This is a genomic window from Arthrobacter sp. FW306-1B-F12A, from assembly GCF_058781865.1.
Genome location: NZ_JBYSXD010000027.1, coordinates 26,212 through 43,406, shown reverse-complemented (window position 1 = coordinate 43,406; position 17,195 = coordinate 26,212). Strand labels below are relative to the sequence as shown.

Sequence of the window (17,195 nt, the reverse complement as noted above, 5' to 3'; positions counted from 1 at the left end):
CCCGAGGCGACCCATCAGGAAAGCCGGGCCCTGCGCAGCGTGGATTCGGCGTGTTTCAGGATGGGACCGTCCACCATTTTGCCCTTGTGCTGGAACACACCGGTTCCGGCCGCAGCCGCAGCGTCAAGCAGTTCCCTCGCCACTGCGACGGCTTCGGGCGACGGTGCATACGCTTCGCGGACAACGGCTACCTGGTTCGGGTGGATGCAGGCCTTGGCACCGAATCCGCTGGCCACGGCGTCGGCGGATTCCACGGCCAGCCCCGCAAGATCGGGAATGTCGACGTAGACCGAGTCGATGGCCTCCTTGCCTGCGGCTTTGGCCGCCAGCAGCACGGTGGACCGGGAGTGCGTTGCGACGGCTCGGTAGCCGCCATCGTCCTTGCGGCTGGAGGTGCCGCCCATCGAGGCGATCAAATCCTCGGCGCCCCACATGAGCCCGACGACGTTGGGAGCCTGGGCGATCTCAGCCGCGTTGACGATTCCCTTGGCCGTCTCGCACAGGGCGATGACGTGGTATCCGTCGAGTGCTTTCAACTGTTCGGCGGTCTCGGCCTTGGCCAGCATGATGGTGCGGTAAGGAGTATGCGCCAGGCAGTGCAGATCCTTCTCGAAGTCCGGGGTGCCCACCGGATTGACGCGCACAATCGTGCGGCTGGGGTCGAGTTCGGCGGTCTCGCCGCCTGAGCCGAGCTGGGCGAGGATCGCGCCCCGGGCCCGCTTCTTATCTGCAGGCGCGACAGCATCCTCGAGGTCCACGATGACGGCGTCGGAACGCTCAGCGGCCTTTTGGAACCGTTCCGGCCGGTCGGCGGGGCAGAAAAGCAAAGCGGGGCCCATGGTGAAGGTCATGTATTGATTGTCCCCTGTTGCGCCTCCAGATGCGCTGTCCGGCTCCACATGAGGCAGGCCCGCGTCGCCAGCGCCACCACAGTGCCGTCCTGGTTGCGGCCGGTATGTTTCATGGTCACCACGCCTTGCCCGGGACGCGACGACGACTCCCGTTTCCCGATGATGACCGTCTCCGTGTAGAGGGTGTCGCCGTGGTAGAGGGGGTGCGGGAATGAGACGTCCGTGAGGCCCAGTTGGGCAATGATGGTGCCCTGGGTCAGCTGGGTGACGGACTGTCCCACCATGGTGGACAGCGTGAACATCGAGTTCATGAGCCTCTGCCCGAAGGGCTGTTTGGCGCTCCACGCCGCGTCCAGGTGGAGGGCCTGGGTGTTCATGGTCAAAGTGGTGAACAGGACGTTGTCCGTTTCGGTGACGGTCCGCCCGGGCCGGTGGGCGTACACAACGCCTTCCTCGAGTTCGTCGAAGTACATCCCCCGCTGCTCGACCACGCGGGGTTCAGCGTCCGCCGTCATACAGTCAGCTCCTGGTCCTCTTCGAAGAGCTCGACGCCGGTCGCCGCGGCCACGTCCTCGGCCGAGACATTCGGTGCCAACTCGCGCAGGACGAGCCTCGATGCCCCGCCTTCGGAGACGACGTCGATCACGGCGAGGTCGGTGATGATCCGATCCACGCAGCCTTTCCCCGTAACGGGCAACGAGCAATCCTTGACGATCTTGGGCTTGCCGTTGCGGTCCACGTGCTCCATCATCACGATCACCCGCTTGGCGCCGAAGACCAGGTCCATGGCGCCGCCCATGCCCTTGACCATTTTGCCGGGAATCATCCAATTGGCCAGGTCCCCGTTGGCCGCGACCTCCATGGCTCCCAGCACGGCGACATCCACATGGCCCCCGCGGATCATGCCGAACGAGGTAGCCGAGTCAAAGAACGCGGCGCCCGCGTTGACTGTGACCGTTTCCTTGCCGGCGTTGATCAGGTCCGGGTCCACCGCGTCCTCGGCCGGGTAGGGGCCGACGCCCAGTATCCCGTTCTCGGAATGCAGGATCACCTCGACGCCCTCGGGGATGTAGTTGGGGATCAGGGTGGGCATGCCGATCCCGAGGTTGACGTATTGCCCGTTGGTGAGTTCACGGGCTACCCGGGCAGCGAGTTCGTTCCGCGTCCAGCCCTTGCCCTCGTGGTGCTCGGCGCCGGCGCGGCGGTACTCGTGCCTGACGGCCTCGGGACGCGGCGGCACATCCTGGGTGATGTTCGATTCCATGGCTACGCTCCTGCCTGCCGGGTCAACGCGACGGTCCGCTTTTCGATGCGTTTCTCCGTGTCCGGTGCAACCACGACCCGCTGGACGAAGATGCCCGGGGTGTGGATATGTTGCGGATCGAGTTCGCCGGGTTCCACAAGCTCTTCGACCTCGGCGATGGTGATCCGGGCCGCCATGGCACACAGTGGATTGAAGTTCATAGCCGTCGCGTGGAAGACGAGGTTCCCGTGACGGTCCCCCTTCCAGGCGTGGACCAGTCCGAAATCGGGTGTCAGGGATTCCTCCAGGACATAGTCCGCCCCGTTGAAGGTGCGCACTTCCTTAGGTGAGGATGCGATCGCCACGTTGCCGTCGGCGTCGTACTTTTGCGGCAGACCGCCTTCCGAAACCTGCGTCCCGACGCCGGCCGCCGTGAAGAACGCGGGGATTCCGGCCCCGCCGGCGCGCAGTTTCTCGGCGAGGGTACCTTGCGGGGTGAGGACCACCTCGAGTTCACCGGCGAGGTACTGCCGCGCGAACTCCTTGTTCTCACCAACATAGGAACTGATGGTCCGGCGGATCCGTCCGTCCTTCAGCAGGATGCCCAGGCCCCAGTCGTCCACGCCGCAGTTGTTGCTGACTGTTTCAAGGTCCTTGGTGCCTTGATGGTGGAGCGCATCGATCAGCGCCACCGGGATACCGCACAGGCCGAACCCACCGACGGCGAGAGAGGCACCGTCGTGGATGTCCTTCACCGCTTCCGCGGCGCTGGCAACAACTTTGTCGATCATCGTTTACCTTCCCTGACGGTTAAAGGCCCAGCTCGCGGGCGATGAGCATCAACTGGACCTCGGTGGTGCCTTCCCCGACTTCCAGGATCTTGGAGTCGCGGTAGTGCCGTGCCACCGTGAATTCGTTGATGAAGCCATAGCCACCGAACACCTGGGTGGCGTCCCGTGCGTTGTCCATGGCTGCCTCGCCTGCGACCATCTTAGCGATGGCCGCTTCGGTCTTGAACGGCTTGCCGGCCAGCATCCTCGCGGCCGCATCGTAGTAGGCCAGGCGGGCTGTGTGGGCCCGTGCCTGCATGCGGGCAATCTTGAACTGGATGGCCTGGTACTTGCCGATGTTCTGTCCGAAGGCCACGCGTTCCTTGGCATATTTCACGGACAAGTCGACGCAGCCCTGGGCCGCGCCGGTGGCAAGCGCGGCGATGGCGATGCGGCCTTCGTCCAGGATGGACAGGAAGTTGGCGTAGCCCCGTCCCCGGACACCGAGCAGGTTCTCTTCGGGAACCCGCACGTTGTTCAGTGTCAGCGGGTGGGTGTCGGAGGCGTTCCAGCCCACCTTGTTGTAGGCCTTTTCGGCGGTGAAACCGGGTGTGTCCGTGGGGACCAGGATGGTGGAGATTTCCTTCTTGATGCTCCCGTCCTTGCGTTCGTGCTGCCCGGTGACGGCGGTGACGGTGACGAGCCGGGTGATGTCGGTCCCGGAGTTGGTGATGAATTCCTTGTTGCCGTTGATGACCCAGCGGCCGTCCTCGAGGTGCGCATTCGTCTTGGTGCCACCGGCGTCCGAGCCGGCTTCCGGCTCGGTCAGACCGAAGCCTGCGAGCGCTTCGGCCGAGGTCAGCTGGGGCAGCCAGTGTTCCTTTTGCTCCTGGGTGCCGAAGCGGTACACGGGCATGGCGCCGAGCGAGACACCCGCCTCGAGGGTGATGGCCACGGACTGGTCCACCCGGCCCAGCTGTTCCAGCGCGAGCGCCAGGGCGAAGTAGTCCCCGCCCATTCCGCCGAACTCTTCAGGGAAGGGCAGGCCGAAAAGGCCCATCTCACCCATCTGCTTGACTACCTCGTACGGGAAGCTGTGTTCCTCGTCGTGCTTCGTGGACACCGGCGCCACTACCTCGTCGGCGAATTCCCGGACGGAGTCGCTCAGGTCCTGGTATTCCTCGGTGAGTTCAAAACTTGCCATGGCTAGACTTCCTCGTCTTTCTGGTTTTCTGCTGAGACTTCGGGCGCGGGTTCTGCCGCCACGTGGATGGTGGCGAGGACTTGGTCAGCCTTGACGAGGTCCCCGGTCTTGCTGCTGAGGTGCACGGTGCCGGACACAGAGGCCACGAGCTGGTGTTCCATCTTCATGGCCTCCACCGCGAGGAGGACGTCGCCCGCTTCCACGTGGTCGCCGTTGTGCACCGAAACGGAGACGACGGTTCCCGGCATGGGAGACCGGACTTCGGGATCCGCGGCGCCTTCTTCGCGCTGGATGCCCGCGAGGATTCGTTGGAGCCGGGCTTCGCGGTCCAGGATCTCCAGCCGGCAGGACCAGCCGTCGCTGCCCAGCCAGAGTTCGCGTGTCCCAAGCCCCGAAGATGGTGAGCCGTGCGCGAAAGGGTGCTCGACGCCGTCGAGCACCAGCACCGCATGTCCCGCGGATCCCGGCCGCAGGGAGGCAGAGTGCTCGGCGCCGCTGTCCACGCGCGCCGTGAAGCCCTGCCCGTCCACCGTCAGCCCCACGGTGGCCAGTCCGCCGTCGGGGCGTCCGACTGTGGTCTTCCACGGTGCGGGCGCGCCGACGCGCCAGCCGTCGGCGGTGTTCCAGGGTGCTGCCGTTCCGGCCGTTGCCAGTTCCGAGCGGTTCAGCATCGCGGCGGCAACCAACTCGACGTCGGACACTTGGCGGAATTCCATCCCGTCAAGTTTGCGCTCGATCAAGCCGGTGTCGAGGCGGCCGGCGCGGACGTCGTCGTCGTTGACCAGGAGCCGCAAGTACTCGACGTTCGTGTGCACGCCCAGCAGCGTGTAGTCCCCCAGCGCGTGGTCAAGGGTGTCCAGCGCCGCTTTGCGGTCCGGGCCCCAGGCTATGACCTTCGCGAGCATGGGGTCGTAGTCCCCGCTGACGGACAGGCCCGTCAGCATGGCCGAATCGACGCGGACGTGCGGATCGTTGCTTGCCCGTTCCCGGAGCATCATGATCTCGCCGATGGATGGCATGAACCCGCGTTCGGGTACCTCCGCGTAGACTCGCGCCTCTACCGCGTGGCCCTCAAGCACGACGTCGGACTGCGCCACCGTGAGGACCTCACCTGCGGCGATGCGCACTTGCCATTCGACAAGGTCGACGCCCGTCACCATTTCCGTGACAGGGTGCTCCACCTGGAGGCGGGTGTTCATCTCCATGAAGAAGAAGTGCTCCGGATCCTGGTCCGAGACGAGGAACTCCACCGTACCGGCACCGCTGTACCTGACGCTTCGGGCAGCCTGGCAGGCGGCCTCACCGATCCGCGCCCGGACCTCGGCCCCATTCGCGAGGGACTCCAGCAGGGGGGACGGTGCTTCCTCGATGACCTTCTGGTGGCGGCGCTGCAGGGAACATTCGCGCTCGCCGAGGTGGATCACGTTGCCGTGGTTGTCGGCGAGGACCTGGACTTCGATGTGCCGGGGCGACTGGATAAGACGTTCCAGGAACAGGGTGTCGTCGCCGAAGGCGCTCGCCGCCACCCGTCGGGCCGTGAGCAGCGTTGCCGCCATATCCTCGAGCCGCTCCACGATGTGCATGCCCTTGCCACCGCCACCAGCCGAGGGCTTGATGAGCAGGGGGAAGCCGACGCCGGGCGCCGCCTCGATGAGCGCCTCGTCGCTCAATCCCGGTTCGGCGATACCCGGGACGCAGGGGACGCCGTACGACATGACATGGTTCTTGGAGCGGATCTTGTCGCCCATGATCTCGATGGCGTCAATGCCGGGGCCGATGAACGCGATGCCTGCCGCGTCCAGGGCCTTGGCAAACTCAACGTTTTCGGCCAGGAATCCATACCCCGGGTGGACCGCCTGGGCACCGCTTTGCAGGCAGGCCTCGATGATGGCGTCGATCCGCAGGTAGCTGTCCGCCGCCGCGGCTGTGCCGATCCGGACGGCCGTGTCTGCTTCGTGCACGTGGCGGGCCCCGGCGTCGGCGTCTGAATAGACCGCAACGGAACGGATGCCCATGGCCTTGAGGGTGCGGATGACGCGGCAGGCGATCTCGCCGCGGTTGGCGACAAGGACGGTTTCGAAGGAGTTGATGGTCATGGGGTCACATCCGGAAGAGGCCGAAGGAGGTTTCCGGCAGGGGTTGGCGGGAGACGGTATCCAAGGCCATGCCCAGGACGCGCCGGGTGTCAGCGGGGTCGATGATGCCGTCGTCCCAGAGCCGGGCGGTGGAGTAGTAGGGACTGCCTTGGTCCTCGTATTGCTGCCTGATGGGGGCCTTGAAGGCTTCCTCGTCCTCGGCGGACCATTCCTCGCCGCGGGCCTCGTACTGGTCACGCTTGACGGTTGCCAGCACGCTCGAGGCCTGGTTCCCGCCCATCACCGAGATCCGGGACGCCGGCCACATCCAGAGGAAGCGCGGCGAGTAGGCGCGGCCGCACATCGAGTAGTTTCCGGCACCGAAGGAACCGCCGATCACCACCGTCAGCTTGGGCACGCGGGCGGTGGCGACGGCGGTGACCATCTTGGCGCCGTTCTTGGCGATGCCGCCCTGCTCGACGTCCTTGCCGACCATGAAGCCGGAGAGGTTCTGCAGGAAAACCAAGGGGATGCCGCGCTGGTCGCACAACTCGATGAAGTGCGCGCCCTTGAGGGAGGACTCGCTGAACAACACACCGTTGTTCGCCACGATGCCCACAGGGTGGCCGTGCAGCTTCGCGAACCCCGTCACCAAGGTGGTGCCGTAGTTCTTCTTGAACTCGTGGAACCTCGAGCCGTCCACGAGCCGGGCGATGACTTCCCGGACATCGTACTGGGCGTTGACGTCCGTTGGAACGGCACCATAGATCTCGCCCGGGTCCACCACGGGCTCGACGGCGGTGTCCACGTCCCAGGCAGGGGCCTCAGGCTTGGGCAGGGTGGAGACGATGTCGCGGACGATCTGCAGTGCGTGCTCGTCGTTTTCGGCGAGGTGGTCCGTCACACCGGAAATCCGCGAGTGCACGTCGCCGCCGCCGAGTTCCTCCGCGGTGACGATTTCACCGATGGCGGCCTTCACGAGGGGCGGTCCGCCCAGGAAAATGGTGCCCTGGTTGCGGACAATGACGGTTTCGTCGCTCATGGCGGGAACGTAAGCGCCACCGGCCGTGCAGGACCCCATGACCGAGGCGATCTGCGGGATCTTCGCCGCTGACATCCTCGCCTGGTTGAAGAAGATCCGGCCAAAGTGCTCCTTGTCCGGGAACACCTCGTCCTGCTTGGGCAGGAACGCTCCCCCGGAGTCCACGAGGTAGACGCACGGCAGCCTGTTCTCCAGCGCGATTTCCTGCGCCCGGAGATGCTTCTTCACCGTCATCGGGTAATACGTTCCGCCCTTGACCGTGGCGTCGTTGGACACCACCATCACCTGGCGGCCATGGACCAAGCCGATCCCCGCGATCACTCCGGCACCCGGGGAGTCGTCGTTGTACATCCCGTTGGCCGCCAGCGGGGCGATCTCAAGGAACGGGCTTCCCTCGTCCAGCAAGTAGTTGATGCGCTCGCGCGGCAACAGCTTGCCCCGGGAGATGTGCCGCTCGCGCGACTTCTCCGGGCCACCCAGGGCGGCCACGGCAAGGCGCTTCTTCAGCTCGTAAACCAGGGACAGCTGCGCTTCCGCGTTGGCCGCGAACTGATCGCTGCTGGTATCCAGCTGGCTGGCGAGTGTCTCCATCGACTGTGTCCCATCCCGGCCAATGGCCATCTCAGTTAGTACCGCATAACTGGAATTTAGGTTAGTCTCTATTAACTGTGTTGTCCATCACCCCGACACCGGGCCCGCCCGGTACCGGCGCTGAAGTGGACGCGTGCAAAAGGAGGAATTGTGGTCACCTTCCAGCGGAGCTCCCAGCAGGACGGCCCAGCACCGACCCAGCGGAGCCAAGCCAAGGAAACACGGCGCAAGGCCCTCCTGAGCGCCGCAGCCGGATTGTTCGCCGCCGACGGTTTCAACCGCGTGTCCCTTGAGGACCTGGGGGCCGCGGCAGGAGTCAGCGGACCTGCGGTGTACCGGCACTTCCCAGGAAAACAAGCCGTGCTCGCCGAGCTGCTGTTGAGTGTGAGCCGGAATCTTCTCGACGGCGGCCGCACCGTGGTGTCCGAAGCCGCCGACGCTGAAGCTGCGTTGCGCGGACTGGTGGAGTTCCACGTGGACTTCGCCCTCAGCAATCCCGATGTCATCCGGGTCCAGGACCGCGACTTCAGCAACCTCAGCGACGCCGACCAGGCCGAAGTCCGCACACTGCAGCGCAACTATGTGGAACTGTGGGTGGGGGTGCTCGGCGAATTGCATCCGGACACGGATCCCGCCGAGCTACGGGTCCGCGCGCACGCAGCCTTCGGCCTCATCAACTCGACGCCGCACTCGGTCCGGCACCATGGTCGACGCATGGCGGTCAAAAGCGCGCGGCCCATCCTCGAACGCATGGCACTCGCCGCCCTGACGGTGCGCTAGCCTTCTGCTAGCAAGGCCCAACTAACCCCCCACCGCCACCCTTGCCTCGCAAGCTCGGCCAGGGAACCCTGACGGCGTGGGCCCAGCAGTTGTTGTCGTTTTGAGCCTCCAAAGCGACAACAACTGCGAGCTAGTTGGGCCTGAACGCGCGGCTGGATGAACGCGCGGCTAGATCATGGTCATGACGGTTGCAGGATCGGACAGGATCGCGCCCAGGTCGGCCAGGAACTTCGAGCCCTGTTCGCCGTCCACCAGTCGATGGTCGAAGGACAGGCTCAACGACATCACCTGGCGCACCGCGAGTTCGTCGTTGTGCACCCAAGGAGCTTTGCGCACCGATCCCAGCGCCACGATGGCAGCCTCGCCCGGGTTCAGGATGGGGGTTCCGGCGTCGATCCCGAACACGCCGATGTTCGTGATCGAAATGGTCCCGCCCGTCAGATCTGCCGGGGAAGTCTTGCCTGAACGTGCCGTGTCCGTCAGCTCGGACAGCGCCGTGGACAGTTCCAGCAGCGTCATCTTGTCCGCGTCTTTGATGTTGGGAACAGTCAGACCCCGCGGAGTGGCGGCGGCGATACCCAGGTTCACGTAGTTGAACTGCACGATCTCCTGTGCGCCTTCGTCCCAGCGGGAGTTCAGCGTCGGGTTCCTGCGCAAGGCGATCAACACCGCCTTGGCCGCGATGGTCAACGGCGTGAGCTTGTACCCGGCAAATTCGCGACTCGCCTTGAGCCGCGTCAGCAGTTCCATGGTGGACGTGACGTCAACGGTCAGGAACTCGGTCACATGCGGCGCCGTGAACGCACTTTGCACCATGGCAGCGGCCGTGAACTTCCGGACTCCCTTGATAGGTGTGCGGGTCTCGCGTTCAGTGGAAACCCCGACGGCGGACGCGGCGGCCTCGGGAGCGATGAGCTGCGGCTGGGACCCGGCCGCGAAGTCCTGGACATCCGAACGGGTGATCAGGCCTCCCGGCCCGGTTCCCCTGACCAACTCGAGGTCGATTCCAAGATCCCTCGCCAACTTGCGGACCGGAGGCGTGGACCGCGGACGCTCTTGCTCCGCTGCTGGCCCGCTTGGCACGGCGAGCGGTGCGGGCTGTTCAACCACTGGAACGGGCTCGACGGCGGGAACGGCTTCCCGGGCGGCCTCGCGTTCGCCGGTGCTTCCGTCAAAGGACCGCTGGCGGCGGGCCGGCCGTCCGGACTTTTCGACGACGGCGCCGTAGCCTACGAGGTTCGGCTCGCGCTTCGCCGCGGTCTCCGCGGGGCCTTCCACCGATGGGCCCGCAGCGGAACCGGCAACAGCGGAAGGCGAGGCTCCGGCGTCGTCGACTTCGAAGGAGACGATCGGCTTGCCGACCTCCACAACCGAACCGGCCTGCTCGTGCAGGGCGGCCACGGTTCCGGCGAAGGGCGAAGGCAACTCGACCACGGCCTTGGCCGTCTCCACCTCGGCAATGACCTGGTTCAGGGTCACGGTGTCCCCCACCGCAACCTTCCAGCTGAGAATTTCCGACTCCGTGAGTCCCTCGCCGAGGTCGGGCAGCCTGAATTCCTTGATCATGGTGGCGCTCATCCTTCCAGCCCGCTCAGGGAGTTGCCGCGGCCGAGTGCGCGGTCCACGCCGTCAAGGATCCTGTCCAGATCCGGCAAGTGGTGCATCTCGAGCTTTGAATACGGGTACGGAATGTCGAATCCCGTGATCCGGACCGGCGCCGATTCAAGGTAGTTGAAGCAACGCTCGGTGATGCTGGCGGCGATTTCGGCGCCGAGCCCGCCGGACTGCGCAGCCTCGTGGGTGATGACGAGCCTGCCGGTCTTGCGGACGGACGCCTCCACTGCCGGGAAATCGATCGGAGCCAGCGAGCGCAGGTCGATAACCTCCACCGAGACCCCTTCGTCGGCGGCGGCCATGGCGGCGTCGTTCGCGGTTTTCACGAGCGGTCCGTACGTCACCAAAGTGACGTCGCTGCCCGCGGTGACCACCCTTGCCTTCTCCATGGACAGTGCCGTGGAGAGATCTGCGGTCTCGTCCACTTCGCCCTTGTCGTGGTAGCGGCGCTTGGGCTCGAAGTACAGCACCGGATCGTCCGAGGCGATGGCCTGCTGGATCATGGTGTAGGCATCCTGCGGGTTGGAGACGCTGATGACGCGGAGGCCCGAGGTGTGGGTGAAGTACGCCTCCGGGGACTCGGAGTGGTGCTCGGGTGACCCGATCCCTCCACCGAAGGGAACGCGGATGGTGATGGGCATCTTGACGCGGCCCTGGGTACGGTAATGCATCTTGGCTACCTGGCTGACGATCTGGTCGAATGCCGGGTAGATGAAGCCGTCGAATTGGATTTCGCAGACCGGGCGGTAGCCGCGGTAGGCCAGTCCGACGGCGGTGCCGATGATCGCGGATTCCGCCAAGGGGGTGTCAACCACCCGGTGTTTGCCGAAGTCTTTCTGGAGGCCGTCGGTGACCCGGAAAACGCCACCGAGCGCACCGATGTCCTCACCCATGAGGACAACTTTGGGATCGTTTTCGAGGGACTTGCGCAGGCCGGCGTTGATGGCGCGGGCGAAAGTCAACTTGCTCATCAGAGTGCACCTTCCTGGGTTGATCCGCTGAAGCTTTCCAGATAGCGGGAGTAGTGGTCCTTCTGGCGTTCGATCCAGGAGTTGGGCGTGCTGTAGACGTGCTTGAAGAGGTCAAGGGGCGCGGGATCCGGCATGTTGATGACGCCTGACCGCAGGCTCCTTGCCACCTCGTCTGCTTTGGCCTGGGTCCTGGCTTCGACCTCTTCCGTCAGGAGGCCCTTGGTGCGAAGCAGCGCCTTGAGGCGGGCAATCGGGTCCTTGGCCGCCCAGTCCTCAAGCTCGTTGGCGTCGCGGTAACGGGTGGGATCATCCGCCGTCGTGTGCGGGCCCATGCGATAGGTCACCGCTTCGATGAACGTCGGTCCGCCGCCCTTGCGGGCCCGGTCCAGCGCGATACGGGTGACGGCCAAAACAGCCAGGACGTCGTTCCCGTCGACGCGCATGCTGGGGATTCCGAAGCCCGAAGCACGGTCGGCGATCTGGATGTGGGACTGAATCCGGACGGGTTCGGAGATGGCCCAGTGGTTGTTCTGGCAGATGAAGACCACGGGTACCTGGAAGCTTGCCGCGAAGACCATTGCCTCGTTGACGTCGCCCTCGCTCGTGGCACCGTCTCCGAAGAGTGCGACCGCTACCGAGTCGGCGCCGTCGTGCTGGATACCCATGGCGTAGCCGGTTGCGTGCAGCGATTGCGAGCCGATGATGATCTGTTGGGTGGCAATGTTGTGCCGGTACGGGTCCCAGCCGGAGGAGGCATTGCCGCGCCAGGCACGGACCAAGTCCGTGGGCTCCACACCGCGGCAGTAGGCAACGCCGTTGTCCCGGTAGCTGGGGAAGACAAAGTCGTCGTCCCGCAGGGCCCGGCCGGAACCGATCTGCGATGCTTCCTGGCCCAGCAGGGGCGGCCACAAGGCCAGCTCTCCCTGACGCTGCAAGGCGGTGGCCTCGGCGTCGATGCGGCGGATGACCACCATGTCTTCGTACAGCGAGCACAGTTGCTCGTCCGTGACATCGCTGACCCAGAGATCGAACTCCGGGTGGCTGATGCGTTCCCCTTCCGGGGAAATCAGTTGGACCAGATCCCCGCCGGTCCGACGCGGGCTTGCTGCACTGATTCCGGGATTCGAAGCCTTGTAGGCGTCCTGGCCGGGTTCGTCCGTCAACACAGTTGATCGCACCTTTCAGCTCGTGCTCGCAGGCCTTAGGAGGGACTTGTGATCCACCCGCGGGCCAGCATCCGGGCGTCGTCGCCTGGATTAATTGTGACCCTACTCACAATGCTCATTGGGTACAACCACCGTTGGAAATTCTGCGCATTTTGCCCTATCTCGGGCAGGCGCACCGTGCTAACGTTGCGCATTATGCAAGCTTTAGATGGCACCGACACACGCCTGCTTTCGGCCATGGCGAAGGATCCACGCGGCACGGTTGTCGCCTTGGCGCAGAAGCTGGGACTATCGCGGAATACGGTCCAGGCACGCATGGCCCTACTGGAAAAGAAGCATGCGTTCCTCTCCTTCGAACGGCGCATCAACCCCGCCGCCCTTGGCTACCCCCTCATGGCGTTCATCTCGGTGCATGTGCAGCAGCAAAAGCTTGGACAGCTTGCCTTGGACCTCGCCGAAATCCCGGAAATCCTCGAGGGGTACGGCCTGACCGGTTCTGCAGACCTCCTGCTGCGGGTGGTGGCTCTCGACGCCGAGGATCTGTTCCGGATCAACGGCAAGATTCTTGCGTGCGACGGGGTGGAACGAACGGACACGGCCATGTCCATGGGGGAATTGATTCCCTTCCGGGTGCAGCCGCTTTTGAACCGGAATACCAAGAAGGCGCTCCGCACCGGCTGAGCGCGTTAAAGGGAGCCAGCCAAGCTCGATGATGCCCTTGCTCCGCGCCGGAATGTGCGATTTGATGCAGGTGGACGCTTTGGGGCCGGGTGGCGGCTTCCGTCCGGTTGGCGACGCAGGCCTGGCCGCCGGGAAGGGGAACCACCGTGAGCACCCCGCAGGTACCGCCGCAGCCGAACCAGGAACCGCAAGCCTTCCCGCCGGCGTGGGGCGGTGGAGCGCCACAGTACGGCAGCACCCCGCCTTACGGTCCACCCGGGCAATACCCTGGCCCCTATGCGCAGCCAAACCTCTACGGCCCGCCGGGCCAATACCCCGGCCCGTACGGAATGCCCGTCCCGCCGCCAGCGAAGAAGCGAAAGCTCCTCTGGATCCTCCTTGGAGCGGGCGGCGCGGTCCTGGTGCTGATCATTGTGGGGATCGTCGTGCTGGTCAATCTGTTGGGAAATGCAACGAACAGGGCCATGGCCGTCTCTGATGATTTCACCCGCCTGATCGTGAACGGCCAAAGCTCGCAAGCCTACGACCAGTACATGGACCCTGTCCTCACCCAAAGCTTGACGAAAGAGGAGTTCGTTTCCGGCGTCGCGGGCCTCGGTCTGGACAACAGCTGCAAGCCCCACTATGACTCGGTGAACGTCAGTTCGGTCAACGGAACCAATACGGCCAACCTTGCTGGAACCCTGCAGTGCCAGGGCAAAATCCTCAATTTCAGGTACAGCTTCGAAGGCAATGATTTGAAGATGGACGCCATCCGTCTCCAGCCACAAGGTTGACGTCGAAAAAATTCGTCCGATCCCACCCATCCATAGCGCCGGCTGGTCCGAATCTCTGGTTGAGAGCCCCGTCCGGGGTTTCGAACACAGGCCGGATACAAACCGGCCATACCGGAAGGTTTGGACCATGCGCACTTCGCCCAACCGCCTGATCGCCACCATCTTTGGAGCCGTCTACCTGCTCGTGGGTGTCGTTGGATTCTTCGTCACCTCGGGAATTGGATTCTTCGCTACCGAGGGTGCCAATCTGATCATCTTTGCGGTAAACCCCCTGCACAACATCATCCACCTCGCTATCGGCGCCGCCCTGCTCTACGCGGGCATGAACAGCACCGTGCTGTCCAAGACCATCAACACCACAGTCGGTGCGGTCTACTTGCTTGTCGGCATCCTCGGACTGTTCCTCGTGGGCTCCGCGCTGAACATCATTGCCCTTAACGGCGCAGACAACGTCCTGCACTTGGCCAGCGCTGTGGTCCTCCTCGGCATCGGCCTCTCGCAGGACAAGGTTCCGGCCACCACCGCCAGGGCCCACGTCTAGAAAACCCGGAAATCCGGAAGGAGCCGTCCGTGTCAGCTCAAGCAGCGACGTCCGTAGGACCCACCGCCGGGGCATCCCTCACCCTGTTTTCGTGTTTCGCGGGAATGGGGGCCGGCCTCGTGGAGCTTTCCATCGCATCCAGCTACATTTCGGGCCGGGGACCCCTTGTGTGGGCGGGCGGCATCTTCGCGGCCTGGGGCCTGGCGCTTCTCGCCAGCTCGATTGGCAGCCTCCAACGGGGGCGGCTCCGGTTCCGTAAACCAACAACCCTGGGCCTCCTCGCGGCCGTGCTGGTCCACGTCGGATTCCTGGTTGCCGGTCTGGCCCAAAGAGTGCTCGACGGCGGGCATCTGGCAGCTCTGTTCCTGGTCCTGATGGCACTGGGATCCTCTGCCTGGCTAGCCCGAAGGTTCCGCGACGACGTCGGCGGAGTAGCGCAGGCTCCCCCGCGGGCCGGCGCGCTTTTGGGCGCAGCCTTTGCCGCCGCCGTCGTGGTCGCAGCAATTACGACGCCGGGGCTCGCCGCCTCGGTAGCCGGAGCGCACGCCGTCCCCCACGGTGAGCACTCCCTGCCGGGCGGCCACAACCACTAAGCGGATGCCCGCTCACCTTTTGTTGAAAAATGTGAATCCCTCCTGCAGATCTTTCTGCAGGAGGGATCCGCCATTTGGCCTTGTTTGTGAGCGAGCGTCACTCCGAAGGGCCTTGTTTGTGAGCGAGCGTCGGACGGGTACTCCTAGTGGTTCACCGCTTTCTCGGCTCCGACGCCGGTCAGGGAGCGGACTTCCATCTCGGCATGTTTCGCCGTGTCTTCGCGCCGCTTGTCCACCATGGTTCCGAGCCAGCCGAGCAGGAAGGCGAGTGGGATGGACACGATTCCCGGGTTGCTCAGCGGGAAGACAGCGAAGTTGGCACCCGGGATCATGGACGTCTTGGCGCCGGAAACAACCGGCGACAAGGCAATCAGGATGATGGCCGCCGCAAGTCCGCCGTACATGCTCCAGGTGGCGCCCTGGGTGGTGAACTTCTTCCAGAACAGGGAGTAGAGGATGGTCGGCAAATTCGCGGACGCCGCCACTGCGAAAGCGAGGGCAACGAGGAACGCTACGTTCTGCCCATTGGCGAAAATACCGCCAATGATCGCAAGGACCCCGATGACCACCACAGTCCGCCGGGCCACTTTTACCTCGGTTCCGGCGCCGGCTTTGCCCTTGGAAATGACGTTCGCATAGATATCGTGGGCGAACGACGCCGCTGCCGTGATGGTCAAACCCGCCACCACCGCCAGGATCGTGGCGAACGCGACGGCCGAGATGAAGCCCAGCAGCAACGGCCCGCCCAGGTGGAACGCCAGGAGCGGCGCCGCGGAGTTCACCCCGCCCGGGGCCGATTTGATGGTGTCGGCTCCAACGAGGGCTGCCGCGCCGTAGCCGAGGACCAGGGTAAACAGGTAGAACAACCCGATCAGCCAGATGGACCAGACCACCGATTTGCGGGCTTCCTTGGCCGTTGGCACGGTGTAGAAGCGCATCAGCACGTGTGGCAGGGCGGCTGTGCCAAGGACGAGCGCCATCCCAAGGGACAGGAAATCGAGCTTGGAAGTGTCGGTCTTGCCGTACTGCAGGCCGGGGTTCAGCACGTTGGGGTTCTTGGCGGTATCCGCTGCGGCACCCAACAGGTTGGACAGGTTGAAGCCGTAGATGGACAGCACCCAGAGCGTCATGACTGCCGCACCGCAGATGAGCAGCACGGCCTTGATGATCTGGACCCAGGTGGTGCCCTTCATTCCGCCGATCAGCACGTACATGATCATGAGGGCGCCGACGACGACGATCACCAGGGCTTGCCCGCCCCAGTCGCCGATGCCCAGGAGCAAGGAAATGAGGCTTCCGGCGCCGGCCATCTGCGCCAGCAGGTAGAAAAAGCAGACGACCAAAGTCGTGAGGGCCGCGGCGATCCGCACCGGGCGCTGGCGCAGCCGGAAGGAAAGCACATCGGCCATGGTGAACTTACCCGTGTTGCGCATGAGTTCGGCGACAAGCAGCAACGCGACAAGCCATGCGACGAGGAACCCGATCGAATACAGGAAGCCGTCGTAGCCGTTGACGGCGATCGCCCCGGTGATCCCGAGGAAGGAGGCCGCGGAGAGGTAGTCGCCGGCGATGGCGGTGCCGTTCTGCGAACCGGTGAACGAGCGCCCGGCGGCATAGTAGTCGGCAGCCGTTTTGTTGTTCCGGCTGGCCCGGAAGACGATCACCATCGTGACCAGGACGAACAGGGCGAAGATGCCCATGTTCAACAGCGTGGTGTCCTTCAGAGCGGCAACGTTGACCATCGGGACCATGGCACTCATTTCGTTGCCCCCCTCACGGTGCTGCCCTTGTCGAACTCATGGCCCTCGATCTCATTCCGGATTTCCGTGGCTATCGGGTCCAGCTTCCGGTTGGAGTAGTGAACGTACCAGCCCGTAATTCCGAAAGTTGAGACGAACTGCAGCAGGCCCAAGACCAGGCCGACGTTGATGTTGCCCCACAGCTTGGTGGACATGAAGCCCACCGCGTAGTCAGCCAGCAGGACGTAAGCGAAGTACCAAAGCAGGAATGCGATGGCCATTGGAAAGACAAAACTGCGGTGGCGCTTGCGAAGCTCCTGAAACTGCCCCGTTTGCTGGACTTCCTGGAAATCAACGGACGCCGCTGCGTCCGGTGTCTGGGCCTCGTTACCCATGGCTTCCTCCTGGTTGTGGACGTCTACATCGACCACACACTCCTGGCCGATGTGACTGGAATCACTATCCGCCGGGCAACTGCGCCACTTCCAGATTTCCCGGCATAGGCGTCGCCCAGCGGACACGTTGCTGCGCCGAACGGCGGGTTCGCTAGTCTTGCTC

The 17,195-nt window shown here is 64.4% G+C and carries 18 protein-coding genes; 6 read left to right on the top strand and 12 right to left on the bottom strand.

The window, feature by feature from the left end; all coding sequences use genetic code 11:
* Positions 1-14 precede the first annotated feature (14 nt).
* From AC3WJU_RS13975 to AC3WJU_RS13945, 7 genes are read right to left on the bottom strand one after another with little or no spacing between them, the layout of a single operon-like run.
* Positions 15-851, bottom strand: a complete 837-nt coding sequence (locus tag AC3WJU_RS13975) for an HpcH/HpaI aldolase/citrate lyase family protein (protein ID WP_284989368.1) — start codon at positions 849-851, stop codon at positions 15-17.
* A complete protein-coding gene (locus AC3WJU_RS13970) occupies positions 848-1,366 on the bottom strand; it encodes a MaoC family dehydratase (protein ID WP_059387831.1) in 519 nt (172 codons plus the stop codon). The genes AC3WJU_RS13975 and AC3WJU_RS13970 overlap by 4 nt, the downstream gene beginning before the upstream one ends.
* The gene (locus AC3WJU_RS13965) at positions 1,363-2,115 is read right to left on the bottom strand and encodes a CoA transferase subunit B (protein ID WP_492260120.1); all 753 of its coding nucleotides are present in this window, start codon (positions 2,113-2,115) and stop codon (positions 1,363-1,365) included. Before AC3WJU_RS13965 ends, AC3WJU_RS13970 begins: the two co-directional genes overlap by 4 nt.
* A gap of 2 nt (positions 2,116-2,117) precedes the next feature.
* A complete protein-coding gene (locus AC3WJU_RS13960) occupies positions 2,118-2,885 on the bottom strand; it encodes a CoA transferase subunit A (protein WP_284989370.1) in 768 nt (255 codons plus the stop codon).
* Positions 2,886-2,904: 19 nt separating this feature from the next.
* A complete protein-coding gene (locus tag AC3WJU_RS13955) occupies positions 2,905-4,068 on the bottom strand; it encodes an acyl-CoA dehydrogenase family protein (protein ID WP_234753077.1) in 1,164 nt (387 codons plus the stop codon).
* Positions 4,069-4,070: 2 nt separating this feature from the next.
* Complete coding sequence (locus AC3WJU_RS13950; protein WP_492260119.1) at positions 4,071-6,164, bottom strand: acetyl/propionyl/methylcrotonyl-CoA carboxylase subunit alpha; 2,094 nt, start codon at positions 6,162-6,164, stop codon at positions 4,071-4,073.
* A gap of 4 nt (positions 6,165-6,168) precedes the next feature.
* The gene (locus AC3WJU_RS13945) at positions 6,169-7,776 is read right to left on the bottom strand and encodes a carboxyl transferase domain-containing protein (RefSeq protein ID WP_284989372.1); all 1,608 of its coding nucleotides are present in this window, start codon (positions 7,774-7,776) and stop codon (positions 6,169-6,171) included.
* Between the two features lie 150 nt (positions 7,777-7,926).
* Between AC3WJU_RS13945 and AC3WJU_RS13940 the strand changes: the two genes are divergently transcribed.
* Complete coding sequence (locus AC3WJU_RS13940; RefSeq protein WP_492260118.1) at positions 7,927-8,556, top strand: SACE_7040 family transcriptional regulator; 630 nt, start codon at positions 7,927-7,929, stop codon at positions 8,554-8,556.
* Positions 8,557-8,724: 168 nt separating this feature from the next.
* On the opposite strand, the gene AC3WJU_RS13935 is transcribed toward AC3WJU_RS13940, so the two are convergent.
* Genes AC3WJU_RS13935 through pdhA form a run of 3 tightly spaced genes read right to left on the bottom strand, consistent with a single transcriptional unit; the run spans position 8,725 to position 12,307 of the window.
* Complete coding sequence (locus AC3WJU_RS13935) at positions 8,725-10,134, bottom strand: dihydrolipoamide acetyltransferase family protein (RefSeq protein WP_492260117.1); 1,410 nt, start codon at positions 10,132-10,134, stop codon at positions 8,725-8,727.
* Complete coding sequence (locus AC3WJU_RS13930; RefSeq protein ID WP_059387835.1) at positions 10,131-11,141, bottom strand: alpha-ketoacid dehydrogenase subunit beta; 1,011 nt, start codon at positions 11,139-11,141, stop codon at positions 10,131-10,133. The genes AC3WJU_RS13935 and AC3WJU_RS13930 overlap by 4 nt, the downstream gene beginning before the upstream one ends.
* Complete coding sequence (gene pdhA, locus AC3WJU_RS13925; RefSeq protein WP_370872189.1) at positions 11,141-12,307, bottom strand: pyruvate dehydrogenase (acetyl-transferring) E1 component subunit alpha; 1,167 nt, start codon at positions 12,305-12,307, stop codon at positions 11,141-11,143. Before pdhA ends, AC3WJU_RS13930 begins: the two co-directional genes overlap by 1 nt.
* A gap of 195 nt (positions 12,308-12,502) precedes the next feature.
* On the opposite strand from pdhA, the gene AC3WJU_RS13920 reads away from it, so the two are divergent.
* From AC3WJU_RS13920 to AC3WJU_RS13905, 4 genes are all read left to right on the top strand, one after another.
* On the top strand, positions 12,503-12,988 hold the full coding sequence (locus tag AC3WJU_RS13920; protein WP_059387836.1) for an Lrp/AsnC family transcriptional regulator: 486 nt from the start codon (positions 12,503-12,505) through the stop codon (positions 12,986-12,988).
* A 146-nt stretch (positions 12,989-13,134) separates the two neighbouring features.
* The gene (locus AC3WJU_RS13915) at positions 13,135-13,764 is read left to right on the top strand and encodes a hypothetical protein (RefSeq protein ID WP_284989375.1); all 630 of its coding nucleotides are present in this window, start codon (positions 13,135-13,137) and stop codon (positions 13,762-13,764) included.
* A gap of 127 nt (positions 13,765-13,891) precedes the next feature.
* Entirely contained in the window at positions 13,892-14,305 is a 414-nt protein-coding gene (locus AC3WJU_RS13910; RefSeq protein ID WP_059387837.1) for a DUF4383 domain-containing protein, read from the top strand.
* A 29-nt stretch (positions 14,306-14,334) separates the two neighbouring features.
* Entirely contained in the window at positions 14,335-14,898 is a 564-nt protein-coding gene (locus AC3WJU_RS13905) for a hypothetical protein (protein ID WP_492260116.1), read from the top strand.
* Between the two features lie 143 nt (positions 14,899-15,041).
* On the opposite strand, the gene AC3WJU_RS13900 is transcribed toward AC3WJU_RS13905, so the two are convergent.
* Together AC3WJU_RS13900 and AC3WJU_RS13895 are read right to left on the bottom strand one after the other, a co-directional pair.
* A complete protein-coding gene (locus AC3WJU_RS13900) occupies positions 15,042-16,658 on the bottom strand; it encodes a monocarboxylic acid transporter (RefSeq protein WP_492260115.1) in 1,617 nt (538 codons plus the stop codon).
* Positions 16,655-17,032 (bottom strand): DUF485 domain-containing protein, encoded by a 378-nt coding sequence (locus AC3WJU_RS13895; protein WP_492260125.1) that lies wholly within the window; start codon positions 17,030-17,032, stop codon positions 16,655-16,657. Before AC3WJU_RS13895 ends, AC3WJU_RS13900 begins: the two co-directional genes overlap by 4 nt.
* Between AC3WJU_RS13895 and AC3WJU_RS13890 the strand changes: the two genes are divergently transcribed.
* Positions 16,937-17,140 (top strand): hypothetical protein, encoded by a 204-nt coding sequence (locus tag AC3WJU_RS13890; RefSeq protein ID WP_172465497.1) that lies wholly within the window; start codon positions 16,937-16,939, stop codon positions 17,138-17,140. The two genes, AC3WJU_RS13895 and AC3WJU_RS13890, sit on opposite strands and share 96 nt — an antisense overlap.
* The last annotated feature ends 55 nt before the right edge of the window (positions 17,141-17,195 follow it).